A 13,106-nucleotide genomic window follows, 5' to 3' on the forward strand; every position below is an offset into this window, starting at 1 on the left:
CGGAGGAGGACCCCATGAACAAGACCCTGACAACAACTGCCCTCGCGAGCCTCATGACTCTTGGCGCACAGACCGGCGCGCTGACCGCCGAGCCGCTGAAGATCGGCATCATCGAAAGCCTGTCCGGCGCCCAGACATCGACAGGACGGCTCTATGCCTCGGGCATCCACTACGGCGTCGAGCGGATCAATGCCGCGGGCGGCTTCAACGGCGAACCGATCGAGGTGGTGGAATACGACAATGCCGGCGGCGCGACCGAGGCCGCCGACAAGTTTCGCCAGGCAGCGGCGGACGGGGTGCACATCGTCATCCAGGGCTCGTCCTCGGCCATCGCGGGCCAGATCACCGCGGATGTGCGCAAGCACAACCTGCGCAATCCGGGCGAGGAAATCCTCTACATGAACCTCGGCGCCGAGGCGATGGAGCTGACCGGCGACAAATGCCACTTCTACCATTTCCGCTTCACCACCACGGCGCCGATGCGGGTCAACGCTCTGACCGCGGCCATGGCCGAGGCGGGCGAGCTGGGCGGCAAGGTCTATGCCATGAACCAGAACTACTCCTGGGGTCAGGACATGGAGGCTGCCATCAAGGCTGCCGCCGATCAGGGTGGCTACGAGGTTGTCGATGCCGTGCTGCATGACGTCAACAAGATCCAGGATTTCGCCCCCTTCGTCGCGCGGATCAAGGCGGCCGAGCCCGATACCGTCATCACCGGCAACTGGTCGAACGATCTGCTGCTGCTGATGAAGGCAACCGGCGACGCGGGCCTCGACGTGCGCTTCGGCACCACCTACCTCGACCAGCCCGGCAATATCTCCAACGCCGGCGACACGGCGCTGGGGCACTACATCGCCAACGGCTACGTCAACGTGCCCGAGGTGTCCGAATTCGCCGAGGCCTTCAAGTCCGAGAGCGGCGATTACCCTGTGTTCGTCGAACCGCAGGGCGCCTTTGCGCTCGGCGCGCTCGACGAGGCGCTGAAGACGCTCGACTTCGGCGGCGGCGAGGTCGACGTGACGCAGGTGGCCCTCGCCCTCGAAGGCGCGAGCTACGAAAGCCCCGTGGGCACGATCACCGTGCGCCCCGAAGATCACCAGACCATCCGCCCCGTGGTGGTGTCCAAGGTGGTCGAAGGTGCGGCCTTCCCGGTCGATGGCACCGATATGGGCTTCGAGTTGATCAAGATCGTGCCTGCCGAAGATGCGATCTACCCGGTGCAGGACAGCTGCGACATGCAACGCCCGGGCTGAAGCCCGCGCAGATCGGGGCAGGCCACGCGGTCTGCCCCCTTCTCCTCACTTGCGGAGACCCTGATGGAATTTCTGATGATCTCGACGCTCAACGGCGTCATCTACGGGCTTTTGCTCTTCATGGTGTCGGCCGGGCTGACGCTGATCTTCGGCATGATGGGCGTGCTGAACTTCGCCCATGCCTCCTTCTACATGCTGGGCGCCTATATCGCCTACGCCCTGTCGCCGGTCATCGGTTTCTGGGGCGGGCTGCTGGTGGCGCCCCTCCTCGTGGGGATGATCGGCATGTGGGTCGAACGCGTGCTGCTGCGCCGGGTTCATGCCCATGGCCACGCGCATGAACTGCTGCTGACCTTCGGCATCGCGCTGATCGTGGTCGAGGCGGTCAAGCTGGTCTTCGGCGACTTTCCCGTGGCCTACCAGGTGCCGGCTGACCTGCGCTTTGCCGCCTTCACGCTGTTCGGCACCGATTACCCCTTCTACCGTATCTTCATTGGCTCGGTCGCGGTGGCGATGTTCGTCGTGCTCTGGCTGATGCTGACCCGCACCCGCGTGGGCATCGTCGTGCGCGCCGCCGAGCGCCTGCCGCAGATGGCCGAGGCGCTGGGGCACAACATTCCTGTCGTCTTCATGTCGGTCTTCGGCGTCGGTGCGGCGCTGGCCGGGCTGGCCGGGGCCGTCGCCGGGGCCTTCTATCCGACCAACCCGAACATGGCGGCCGAGCTGGGCGTGATCGTCTTCGTGGTTGTCGTCGTGGGCGGCCTCGGCTCGCTCAAGGGCTCGCTTCTGGCCTCTCTGTTGATCGGTCTGTTCTCGTCCTTCGCCGTCGGGCTCGACTGGTCGCTGGCGGGGCTGCTGTCGCTGGTCGGGCTGGGAGACTGGGCCGAGAGCGTAGGCGGGTTGCTGACCACGCAGGTGTCCTCGATCTCGGGCACGATCCCCTTCGTCCTCATGCTGCTCGTCCTGCTGGTGCGCCCCGCAGGCCTGATGGGAGACCGCAATTGACCGCTTCCAAACTGATATCGGGGGCGATTGCGCTGGCCGCCCTCGCCGGATTGCCGCCGCTGCTGGATGCCGGCTGGCAGAACGCCATGAACACCATGCTGATCGCGAGCCTCTATGCGCTGGCCTTCAACCTGCTGGCCGGGCAGGCGGGGCTGCTCTCCTTCGGACACGCCGCCTACTTCGGGGTGGGCAGCTTTGCCGCACTGCACCTGATGCTGGCCACCGAGGACGGGCTGGCCTTTCCCACGCCGCTGCTGCCGCTGGCGGGCGCGGCGGCGGGCCTGCTGGCGGGGCTTGTCGCGGGATGGTTCTCGACCATGCGCTCCGGCGTCTACTTTGCCCTGGTGACGCTGGCCATCGCCGAGCTGTTCCACAGCTTCGCGCCGCACCTCAAGGCGCTGTTCGGCGGTGAGTCCGGCATATCAGGAATGCGGATGCCCTGGGCCGGCTTTACCTTCGGCTCGACGCTCGAGGTCTACTACCTGACCCTCGCCTGGGTTCTGGTCTGCGGCGCGCTGCTCTGGGCCTATACCCGAACCCCCTTCGGCAGGCTGACGCTGGCAATTCGTGACAACGAGCAGCGCGTGCGCTTCATGGGCTACGATGCCCACGTGACCAAGACCGTGATCTTTGCCGTCTCGGCGATGTTCACCGGTGTCGCGGGCGCGTTGCAGGCGGTGTCGAACGAAACCGCCAACTACGTGGTCTTCGGCGCGCATGTCTCGTCGCAGGTTGTGCTCTACGCCTACGTCGGCGGTGCAACGCTGTTTTTCGGGCCGGTCTTCGGTGCCGTGGCCTTCACCTTCTTCGCCTTCCTTGTCTCCGACCTGACCCGCTCGTGGTTGTTCTACCAGGGCCTGATCTTCGTGCTGGTCATGCTCTACGCCCCCACGGGGATCGGCGGGGCGCTCACGGATTACCTGCGCAACCGGCGTACCCGCCCCGCCGCACCTATGGTGCTGGCGATGGTCGGCGGCGTCGCCACCGCCTGCGGTGTGGTCTTCGTTACCGAGGCGCTCTCGGTCCTCTTCGGGCTCGACTATGCCGCCCTGCGGCGGGGGAGCGAGGGCCTGCCCGACTTCTCCCTCTTCGGCCTGACCTGGGCTCCCCTCTCGCCGCTGACCTGGGCCTTGCCCGCCGTGCTGCTGGGCGCGGGGATCGCGGCGCTGCGCTACGGCACAGCCCGGCTGGCCGGACCCACCGAAGGCGCATCCGCCGCCGGTGCCAATGAAGGAGTGACCACATGACCGACCCCATCCAGCATCCCGCCCTGAGCCTGAAGGGCGTCGTCAAGTCCTTTGGTCCCCTGCCGGTTATCCAGGGTGTCGACCTCGATGTCACCCGGGGCCACCGCCATGCCGTGATCGGCCCGAATGGCGCGGGCAAGTCCACGCTGTTCAACCTGATCTCGGGCATGTTCCCGGTGACAGCGGGCGAGATTGTGCTGAACGGCGCCCCGATCACCGGCCTGGCGCCGCACCGGATCAACCGCGCGGGGCTGTCGCGCTCGTTCCAGATCACCAACATCTTCCACCGGCTGAGTGTGTTCGAGAACATACGCATGGGCGTGCTGGCCCGGCACGGCAGGCGGTTCGACCTGTTCTCTGCCATCGCCCGCCGCCGCGCGATCAACGATGAAACCGCGCAGATCGTCGACACCGTGGGCCTGACCCGGCGCAGCAACCACCTCGCGGGCGACCTCAGCTACTCCGAGCAGCGCGCGTTGGAAATCGCGATGACGCTCTCGACCGGGGCCGAGGTGATCCTGCTCGACGAACCCACCGCCGGCATGTCGCGCGAGGAAACCGCACAGGCGGTCGAGCTGATCCGCAAGGTCACCGAGGGCAAGACCCTGCTCATGGTCGAGCACGACATGAGCGTGGTCTTCCAGCTCTGCGACCGGGTCTCGGTGCTGGTCTACGGCGACATCCTCGCCACCGGCACGCCCGACGCCATCAGCCAAGACGCCGAGGTGCAGAAGGCCTATCTGGGGGAGGACGCCGCATGAGCCTGCTGACGATCGAGGGGCTGCACGCCCATTACGGCAAGAGCCACATCCTGCACGGCATCGACATGTCGGTGGGGGAGGGGGCCATCGTCTCGCTGCTCGGGCGCAACGGCTCGGGGCGCTCGACGCTGATGAAGGCGATCATGGGCATCGTGCCGCCGAGCGCGGGCCAGGTGGTGCTCGACGGGCGCAACCTGGCCGGCTCCCGGCCCTACGACATCTGCCGCCACGGCATCGGCTACGTGCCCGAGGAGCGGCTGGTCTTCGCCAACCTCACCGTCGCCGAAAACCTCGCCATGGGCGTGCAGAAGGCGCGGCCTGGGGCGCACCAGTGGTCGGTCGACGACATGTATGCCTACTTCCCCCGCCTGCACGAGCGGCGTGACATCAACGCAGGCTACCTCTCGGGCGGCGAGCAGCAGATGCTGACCATGTGCCGCTCGCTGCTGGGCAATCCGCGCCTCCTGCTGATCGACGAGCCCACCGAGGGCCTGGCCCCCAAGATCGTCGAGGTGGTGATGGAGGTTATCCTCGATATCGCGCGCCGCGGCGTCTCGGTGCTGCTGGTCGAGCAGAAACTGACCATCGCGCTGCGCGTGGCCCACGACGTGCTGGTGATGGGCCACGGCGAGCTGGTGTTCCACGGCCCCCCAGATGCGCTGGCCGAGCGCCCCGACATCCGCCGCAACTGGCTCGAAGTGGCCTGACTTTCTCTCAAGAACGAAACGGAAATCAACATGAGCTATCTCGAACGTATGCGTCCCGCTCCGGGACAACGGGTGCTGGTGACGGCAGGGGCCTCGGGCATCGGCGCCGCCACCGCGCGCGCCTTTCTCGAAGCTGGCGCCCGCGTGGCGATCTGCGACGTGGACAAGGCCGCGCTCGATGCCTTCGCCGCCGAGCACCCCGAAGTCATCACGATCGTTGCCGACGTCTCCGATACCGCCGCAGTCGCTGCGATGATCGCCACCGTCGCCGAGAGCTTCGGCGCGCTCGACGTGCTGGTGAACAACGCCGGCATCGCCGGCCCCACGGGTCGGGTTGAGGATCTGGACCTGGGCGACATCCGCCGCACGCTCGATGTCGATATCCTCGGCCAGTTCATCGTGCTGCAAGGCGCAATCCCGCTGCTGCGCAAGGGCACGGATGCGCTGATCCTCAATGTCGCCTCCGTGGCGGGGCGTCTTGGTTACCCGCTGCGCACGCCCTATGCCGCGGCCAAGTGGGGCATCGTCGGGCTGACGGCAAGCCTTGCCAAGGAGATCGGCCCCGATGGCATCCGGGTGAATGCCATTCTGCCCGGCCCGGTGCGCGGCCCGCGGATGGACCGCGTCATGCAGGATCGCGCCACCGCCGAAGGGCGCAGCTTCGATGAGGTGCAGGACGAGTACCTGCGCATCATCTCGCTGCGGCGCATGGTCGGCCCCGAGGACATAGCGAGCATGGCGCTCTTTCTCGCCTCCCCCGCCGCCTCCGGCATCGCAGGGCAGGCGCTCAGCGTTTGCGGCAACGTCGAGACCCTGTGACCATGAGCGGCGCAGGCGATCCGATCCGCCACGTCACCGTGGTGGGCGCGGGGCTGATCGGCAGCAGTTGGGCGGCGTTGTTCCTGCTGCACGGCCTGGATGTCACCGTGACCGACCTGCGCCCCGAGGCCGAGGCCACGATGCGCGAGGCGGTGGCGGGTATTCTGGGCCACCCGGCGCGCGCCGAGCGCCTGCGCTTCGAGACCGACCTCGCGCGCGCCTGCGCGGGGGCGGATTTCGTGCAGGAATGCGCCATCGAGCGGCGCGACGCCAAGATCGCGCTGTTCCGCGACCTCGATGCCCACACCCGCCCCGAGGTCATCCTCGCGTCCAGTTCCTCGGCGCTCTCCGTTTCCGATATGCAAAGCGCCTGCACCCACCCCGGCCGGGTTGTGCTCGGCCACCCGTTCAACCCGCCGCACCTCGTGCCGCTGGTGGAAATCGGCGCCGGCGCACAGACCGATCCCGAGGCGCTGCAACGCGCCGAGAGCTTCTACGCCTCGGTCGGAAAGGTGCCTGTCCGGGTCGACCGCGAGACCTACGGCCATATCGCAAACCGCCTTCAGGCGGCGGTCTTTCGTGAGGCCATCCACTTGCTCGACAGCGGCATCGCCAGCGTCGAGGCCATCGATGCGGCGGTCAGCGAGGGACCCGGCCTGCGCTGGGCCTTCATGGGGCCATTGCTGACATATCACCTGGGCGGCGGCGCGGGTGGGATCGACGGCTTCTGGAAGATGTTCACGCCGATGCAGCGCAAGCTCTTCTCCGAGCTGGGACAGCCCTCGCTGGACGACGCGCAGATCGCCCGCGTCAGTCGCGCGGTTCAGGAAGCCTATGGGCCCACGCCCGCAGCCGGTCTGGCAGCAGCGCGCGACAGCTTCTTGGACCGCGTGGTTGCTTTGAAGGCCATGGGCGGAAAGACTAGCGCGGTGGATTGAGTGCCTGCCCGCAACCGCGGGCGTGCTCAGGTATCACGACGCGAGACGTTCTCACTCTTGCCCCCGAGCAGTTGGGGTCCGCAGCCTGTCTCCCAGAGGCACCTGCCACCTCCGCACGGCAACGCGGGCGGTGCCCAAGCGCGCGCATCAGCCCGCTCTGCAGCAAGGTCTGCGATAAACCGGCGATCAGCTCACACCCCTGCAAAGCAAAACCCGGTCCGGCACTGGCCTGCGCTATTACATCTCCAACCAACTGACTGACAGCAGTGCAATTGCAGAACCCAGACGCCCAGAGGTTACCGGCCGAGGAGCTGGAAGGGCCTGTAGTCGGGCTGGTCCGGCAGATGCTCGCTGCCCCCCCCTCGCCCGGATATTTGCTGGTCGAGCCGACTGCGGATGCTGTCGGAAGGATCGCACCAAGGCTCGATGCACTCAAGGCTGATCGAGACATCGCCACACTGCTTGAACCGATGAATCGGATCGGGATCGCCCGAGACACCCAGCAGCCCAAATCGGATACGTCGGCCATTGCAGCCCAGGTTGGGGACGAAGGGGATGACATTCGGCCCGAGCCGATCACCGCGCCATCTTCGCCGCGCTCTGACTCCCCAAGGATTCAAACTGCTACCATGGATTTGCCGAACTGAGGCCTGGGCCAGAATTGGCGGCCATTCGGCCCTGTCTTCCGGTCTCAGCAAGAGCCCCACATGCGCAAGCCTTTGAACTCACGCCACACAGTGGCCCCAAACGCGTACCGTCACATTTTCCGGAAAGTGCCTGGCTGCGGTGGTAGTCCACGGCTATCGGGTCTGGGGTAAGAAATCCCTGTTTACAGGGAATTTACAGGGAATTTGCGCTCCAGGCGGGCTTCCTGGCGCCGGAACTGGCGATATCCATCCGGATTAGGTGCGTGTTATCAATGGCGTGTAGCCGATTTCCCTGTTCCTGAGGGAACAGGGAAATCTGAGCAGAGGAACAGGGAACGACCAGCTAAGAACAGCGAAGAAATCAAGAGCAACAGGGATTCACCGAAACCCCGGCATATTCGGGTCTGTACCATGACCGTTATCGGAACCTTCCTCGGTCAGCTCAACCTGAAGCAAAGTGACCGCGTGGCCGTTTTGGCCAACGCGTGTCTGCTCCCACATGTCGAGTTCCGACTGGCCAGTCCATGCCATGGAGTGGGTTTCGACCATCTCAGTGAACCCTGTAGAACCGTTCCGTCCGGCCCGGTGTGCGGCGGTCGTTTTGGGAACCGGGTCGCCCTTCTGCAACGTGACGAACGGAAAGCCGAAACTCCGGACCACGTAGCGGACTTGGCCATGGAGGCTCCAGACCGCAGCGAGCGCCTCGTCCCTCACCTCTACCAGCCTGCGAACTGAGACCTCCAGGCTGATGTCGAGTGCATCCCGGATCCTTTGGGCCTCCCGCAGATCCGGGTCATGCGACAACAGATCGGCCACATACCGCGCGGGCGCCAGGAGGTCCGCTGCAAAACGGTTGGCCTCTGACTCCTGGCGTTGATGGTGCCTGGTTTGTCGGGTTTCTCGAAGGTCGACCGCTTGGCAAAGGAATCCTGTCTCCCCGGACAGCTCATGCCGTTCGAGCAGGAAATGCCCGAGTTCATGTGCCACTGTGAAGCGGGCACGCCGACTGCCATGGCGGGTGTTTGCGAGGATCGCGCCGCGGCTCCGAACCCGGTCGGTCAGCAGCATTCCCTCGAAGCCGTCAAACCTTTCGCAACGGACCTCCCCGATGTCGAGTTTCCGGGCGATTTCGACGATGGGAACTGAGCAGGTCGGCAAGTCGAGCTGGCCGTGGATTCCTTGCGCCAGCCTTTCCGGCACATGGATGTCAGTCAGGGTAATCCGGTCGAGCTTCGGGATACTAAGGCACCTTCGGTTCAGAAGACTTCATGGTCTCGATCATCTGCTCGATGATCCCGCGGTCTCGCTCGCTGAGGCTGCCCAGATCGCGGTGAATGCGATCGACCTGGAGCTCGTCCCTGTTCGGCTCGCTGGCCTGCCCGGTCAGAACGTCGATGCTCACGCCGTAGTGGTCGGCAAGCTTGCGCACCAGCTCGAAGCTCGGGTTGCGGCTGCGCCCCTTCTCCAACTCCCAGACATGCGCCTTGGACACCTCGACCGCGTTCGCAACCTGCTGCAGGGACTCACCGGTCTTCTGCCGCAGGCTGAACAGCTTTTCTCCGATGCTCATCGGCCCCTCCGTCTGATCTGGCAGTCATGGGTATATGCCCCAGTTTGACGAATGGCCAGTCGTAAGATACATCATACTGATGAGGCAGGTCAGTCGTTTCTGCCACCGAGCAGTGCAAAGGAGGCCCAAAATGGCCCAACAGAATATCGAGATGATCGCTATTGGCGATCTCACCCCTTGGGCAGCGAATGCTCGAACCCATTCGAAGAAGCAGGTCCGGCAGATCGCCGACAGTATCGGGACCTTCGGGTGCACCAACCCGGTGCTGATCGACGAGCGGCGACGCATCCTTGCGGGCCATGGCCGGGTTGCGGCCGCACAGCTGCTCGGCTGGACCGAGGTTCCGTGCCTTCGCATCGAGCACATGAGCGAGGCGGAGAAGCGGGCCTACGTGCTGGCCGACAACAAGCTGGCGCTGAATGCGGGCTGGGACGACGACTTGCTGGCGGCCGAACTCGGTGCGCTGATGTCTGAGGACCTCGACTTCGACATCGGGGTGACCGGCTTCTCGATCCCGGAGATCGACAACCTGCTGGAGACCGTCGCGCCCGAGGAGGACGGGGCGCCGGAGGATGACCTACTGCCGGAGGCCGCGCCCCGGCGGGTCACCCCCGGGGATGTCTGGCAGCTCGGGCGGCACCGCCTGGTCTGCGGGGATGCGCTGGACGCGGAGACAGTGTCAGCGTTGATGCGCGGGGAGCAGGCCCGGATGGTGTTCTGTGACCCGCCCTACAACGTGAAGATCGATGGGCACGTCGGCAACTCCGGCAAGATCCAGCACCGGGAGTTCGCAATGGCTTCGGGCGAGATGAGTGAGCCGGAGTTCACGGCCTTCCTCCGCAGAGCCTTCCAGCACCTGGCCGAACACAGTGTCGATGGCTCCATCCACTTCCTCTGCATGGACTGGCGCCACATGGCCGAGATGCTTGCGGCGGGGCAGGGGGTCTACGACGAGCTTAAGAACCTGATCGTCTGGGCCAAGGACAACGGCGGGATGGGGAGTTTCTACCGCTCTCTCCACGAGCTCATCTTCGTGTTCAAGAAGGGCAGGGCGCCACACATCAACACCTTCGAGCTCGGTCAGCACGGGCGCTACCGGACAAATGTCTGGGAGTATCGCGGGGTGAACTCCCGCCATGCGGGCCGCATGGAAGAGCTGGCGCTGCATCCCACTGTGAAGCCGGTGCAGATGATCGCCGATGCGATCCGCGATGTCTCGGGACGGGGGGACATCGTGCTCGACATCTTCGGTGGGTCAGGCTCGACCCTCATTGCTGCCGAAAAGACGGGGCGTCGGGGATACCTTTGCGAGCTGGACCCGATCTACTGCGACCGGATCCTGGCGCGTTGGGAAACCTTCGCGAAGGACGAGGCGGAGCAACTGGTCTGCGGCTGGTCTGCCAAGCCCGATCTGAAGGTTGCGGCCGAATGAGCGGGGCAGGCAAGAAGGGACCGGGGGAGCAGCTCGTGCCGGTCGCACAGGCAAGTTATGAAGTCGGCTACGGCAAGCCGCCGAAGCACGGCCAGTTCCAGCCGGGGCAATCGGGCAATCCGAAAGGGCGGCCGCGTGGTGCGAAGAACAAGCGGCCCGGTCTCCACGAAGAACGGTTGAAGGACATCATCCTCGACGAGGCCTACCGTGGCATCACGGTCCGTGACGGCGCCCGCAACGTGACAATCCCGATGGCCCAGGCGATTGTCCGCGCCATGGCCGTCAACGCGGCCAAGGGCCAGCACCGATCACAGCGCCTCTTTGCGGAATTGCTTGCCGCCACCGAAACCTCCCGCAAGCAGCTGCACGATGCCTACTTCGACAAGGCGCTGACCTACAAGCTGGAGTGGGAGGCGGAACTGCGCCGCCGCGAAACGCTGGGCATCACCTATCTGCCGGAGCCGATCCCGCACCCCGACCAGATCGTTCTCGACATGCGCGAAGGCACCGTCCGGATCACCGGGCCGATGACACGGGAAGACAAGGCGCTCTATGACCGATGGCAAGCCGACGTGCCGAAGATCCGGGAGGCGGTGGAGGAACTGAAGGTGGCGCTGGAGGACGAGGAGGACCCGCAGGAGCGGGCGGAGATCAAAAGGCACATCAGACTTGGGGAGAGAATGTTGGAACCCCGGTAGCCTTCGCATGGGTTGGCGCTCAAAACCTTCATGTGATGATCAGCCCAATGAGATTGGCTCGGCCAGGATCAATTGAACGATCTGTCGGGCGGAAATGTAGGATGCATCCCACCCAGCAATGAACGGTTCCGCTTTCGTCTCTGCGCGATCAGAATCCAATCCGCTTGCAAGAAGAATCATGGCCGGCGGTTGGGCTTCATAATCGAGAAATGGACGGACGCGTCGGTTCAGGAGCTCGTCAGACGATCAGGAAGGCTCTCGCTCCATTTCCGCAGCTCGTCCAGGAAACGAAGCGCCGTGCGCCCCAGGTCGGTGATCTCGTACTGAACCGAAACCGGGGCCGTGTCCATCACCCTGCGCGTGACCAGTTCCTGCGCTTCGAGTTGGCGCAGCCGTTCGGCGATCATCTTCTTCGAGGCGCCGCCGACCATCCGGGCAAGGTCGTTGAACCGAACCGGCCCGTCCTTGACATGCCACAGGATCGACCCGGTCCATTTGCCCCCGATAATCCGCATCCCGCGCTCGATGGCACAGGGCTCCAGGCAGGCGTCATGCACATGTCTGCGCCCCTCTTTGTCTTCCTCAACGCGTGCCTCCACGACAGATCCTCCTCTCGCCGGCCCAGGTTACCAAAAGTATACTGGTTGTTTTTCGTATCTGGTGTGCTCAATTTCATGTCGAGCGTGCCGCCTGTCAAGCGGCGCGAAACCTGAAAGCAAGGACGAAACCGATGAGCAAGATCCTGATCCTGAACGGTGCACAACCATATCCCTTCGCGCCCGGCGGCTTGAACGCGACACTCGCGAGCCGGGCGAAAGACCGTCTTGAGGCGCAAGGCCACGACGTGCGCCTGACCACCGTGGCCGAAGGCTATGACGTGGAGGCCGAAGTCGAAAATCACCGCTGGGCCGATACCGTGATCATGCAGTTTCCGGTGAACTGGATGGGGGTGCCGTGGTCGTTCAAGAAATACATGGATGAGGTCTATACCGTCGGCATGGACGGGCGGCTCTGCGCCGGTGACGGCCGCACCGCCGAGGCGCCCAAGTCCAACTACGGAATGGGCGGCACGCTTTCGGGCACGCGCTACATGATCTCAGCCACGTTCAATGCACCGCGCGAGGCCTTCGATGATCCCGAAGAGCCGTTCTTCGAAGGGTTGTCGATGGATGACCTGCTGCGCCCGGTCCACCTCAATGCGAAGTTCTTCGGCATGGCACCGCTACCGAGCTTCGGGGCCTTCGACGTGATGAAGAACCCGGAGGTGAGCGCCGATCTCGTCCGGTTTGACGCGCATCTGGATGCCATCTTCGCGGAGGCTGACCATGTCGCAGCCTGATATCGTCCTCTACACCGCCAACACGATGAACGGGTGGAAGCCGCTCATCTTTCTCCACGAGGCTGAGATCGAGTACGAGTTGGTCAATGTCGACTTCTCGAAGAAGGAGCAGCACGCCCCCGACTACGTGAAGATGAACCCCAACGGAAAGATCCCGACCATCTGGGACCGGGCGGAGGGCCGCGCCGTTTTCGAGAGCGGCGCGATCCTGTGGCACCTGGCCGAGAAATACGGGCGGTTCCTGTCCTCCGATCCTGTGGAGCGGTCCGAAACACTGCAATGGCTGTTCTTCCAGGTTGGCCATATCGGCCCGATCATGGGGCAAGCGATGTTCTTCCAGCGCATCGCCAAGCCCAATGGCGATGAGGTGCCCTACGCCATCAGCCGCTACGTGACCGAAAGCCGCCGCTTGCTGGAGGTGCTGGATACCCGGCTCAAAGGGCGCGACTGGATGGTGGGGGGCGAGATGTCCATTGCCGACATCGCAACCTACCCCTGGGCGCGCAGCTATTTCTGGGCAACGGTCGAGGTTGAAGGCTTACCCAACCTCCAGGCCTGGTTCGACCGACTCGATGCGATGCCGAGAGTGCAGGAGGCCCTGCATCTGCCAGAGCCGCGTCCTTCGGCCTTCGGCAAGGGCGACATCGACGCCGCCGCTTCGGCCAATGCCGCCCGGTTCAAGGCGTGAGA

The 13,106-nt window shown here is 64.7% G+C and carries 14 protein-coding genes; 11 read left to right on the forward strand and 3 right to left on the reverse strand.

Annotated elements, in window-relative coordinates:
- Positions 1-14: 14 nt before the first annotated feature.
- The 7 genes from GTH22_RS19370 (at position 15) to GTH22_RS19400 (ending at position 6,730) form a co-directional block, all read left to right on the forward strand.
- Positions 15-1,253, forward strand: a complete 1,239-nt coding sequence (locus tag GTH22_RS19370) for a branched-chain amino acid ABC transporter substrate-binding protein (protein WP_252947227.1) — start codon at positions 15-17, stop codon at positions 1,251-1,253.
- Positions 1,254-1,316: 63 nt separating this feature from the next.
- The gene (locus GTH22_RS19375; protein ID WP_252947228.1) at positions 1,317-2,258 is read left to right on the forward strand and encodes a branched-chain amino acid ABC transporter permease; all 942 of its coding nucleotides are present in this window, start codon (positions 1,317-1,319) and stop codon (positions 2,256-2,258) included.
- Entirely contained in the window at positions 2,255-3,505 is a 1,251-nt protein-coding gene (locus tag GTH22_RS19380; RefSeq protein WP_252947229.1) for a branched-chain amino acid ABC transporter permease, read from the forward strand. Before GTH22_RS19375 ends, GTH22_RS19380 begins: the two co-directional genes overlap by 4 nt.
- Positions 3,502-4,266: an ABC transporter ATP-binding protein gene (locus GTH22_RS19385; protein WP_252947230.1), complete on the forward strand. Its 765-nt coding sequence runs from the start codon at positions 3,502-3,504 to the stop codon at positions 4,264-4,266. Before GTH22_RS19380 ends, GTH22_RS19385 begins: the two co-directional genes overlap by 4 nt.
- Complete coding sequence (locus GTH22_RS19390) at positions 4,263-4,973, forward strand: ABC transporter ATP-binding protein (RefSeq protein WP_252947231.1); 711 nt, start codon at positions 4,263-4,265, stop codon at positions 4,971-4,973. Before GTH22_RS19385 ends, GTH22_RS19390 begins: the two co-directional genes overlap by 4 nt.
- Before the next feature lie 30 nt (positions 4,974-5,003).
- The gene (locus GTH22_RS19395; RefSeq protein ID WP_252947232.1) at positions 5,004-5,792 is read left to right on the forward strand and encodes an SDR family oxidoreductase; all 789 of its coding nucleotides are present in this window, start codon (positions 5,004-5,006) and stop codon (positions 5,790-5,792) included.
- A 2-nt stretch (positions 5,793-5,794) separates the two neighbouring features.
- Positions 5,795-6,730 (forward strand): 3-hydroxyacyl-CoA dehydrogenase NAD-binding domain-containing protein, encoded by a 936-nt coding sequence (locus GTH22_RS19400; RefSeq protein WP_252947233.1) that lies wholly within the window; start codon positions 5,795-5,797, stop codon positions 6,728-6,730.
- Between the two features lie 1,025 nt (positions 6,731-7,755).
- On the opposite strand, the gene GTH22_RS19405 is transcribed toward GTH22_RS19400, so the two are convergent.
- On the reverse strand, positions 7,756-8,577 hold the full coding sequence (locus GTH22_RS19405) for an ImmA/IrrE family metallo-endopeptidase (protein WP_252947234.1): 822 nt from the start codon (positions 8,575-8,577) through the stop codon (positions 7,756-7,758).
- 40 nt (positions 8,578-8,617) lie between these two features.
- Complete coding sequence (locus GTH22_RS19410) at positions 8,618-8,947, reverse strand: helix-turn-helix domain-containing protein (RefSeq protein WP_252947235.1); 330 nt, start codon at positions 8,945-8,947, stop codon at positions 8,618-8,620.
- Between the two features lie 130 nt (positions 8,948-9,077).
- On the opposite strand from GTH22_RS19410, the gene GTH22_RS19415 reads away from it, so the two are divergent.
- Entirely contained in the window at positions 9,078-10,379 is a 1,302-nt protein-coding gene (locus tag GTH22_RS19415; protein WP_252947236.1) for a DNA methyltransferase, read from the forward strand.
- On the forward strand, positions 10,376-11,077 hold the full coding sequence (locus tag GTH22_RS19420) for a DUF5681 domain-containing protein (RefSeq protein ID WP_252947237.1): 702 nt from the start codon (positions 10,376-10,378) through the stop codon (positions 11,075-11,077). The genes GTH22_RS19415 and GTH22_RS19420 overlap by 4 nt, the downstream gene beginning before the upstream one ends.
- Positions 11,078-11,304: 227 nt before the next feature.
- On the opposite strand, the gene GTH22_RS19425 is transcribed toward GTH22_RS19420, so the two are convergent.
- Positions 11,305-11,676 (reverse strand): winged helix-turn-helix transcriptional regulator, encoded by a 372-nt coding sequence (locus GTH22_RS19425; protein ID WP_252947238.1) that lies wholly within the window; start codon positions 11,674-11,676, stop codon positions 11,305-11,307.
- A 131-nt stretch (positions 11,677-11,807) separates the two neighbouring features.
- Between GTH22_RS19425 and GTH22_RS19430 the strand changes: the two genes are divergently transcribed.
- Positions 11,808-12,416, forward strand: a complete 609-nt coding sequence (locus GTH22_RS19430) for an NAD(P)H-dependent oxidoreductase (RefSeq protein ID WP_252947239.1) — start codon at positions 11,808-11,810, stop codon at positions 12,414-12,416.
- Entirely contained in the window at positions 12,403-13,104 is a 702-nt protein-coding gene (locus GTH22_RS19435) for a glutathione S-transferase family protein (RefSeq protein WP_252947240.1), read from the forward strand. Before GTH22_RS19430 ends, GTH22_RS19435 begins: the two co-directional genes overlap by 14 nt.
- Positions 13,105-13,106: the final 2 nt, after the last annotated feature.

It is taken from the genome of Oceanicola sp. 502str15 (assembly GCF_024105635.1).
GTDB lineage: Bacteria > Pseudomonadota > Alphaproteobacteria > Rhodobacterales > Rhodobacteraceae > Vannielia.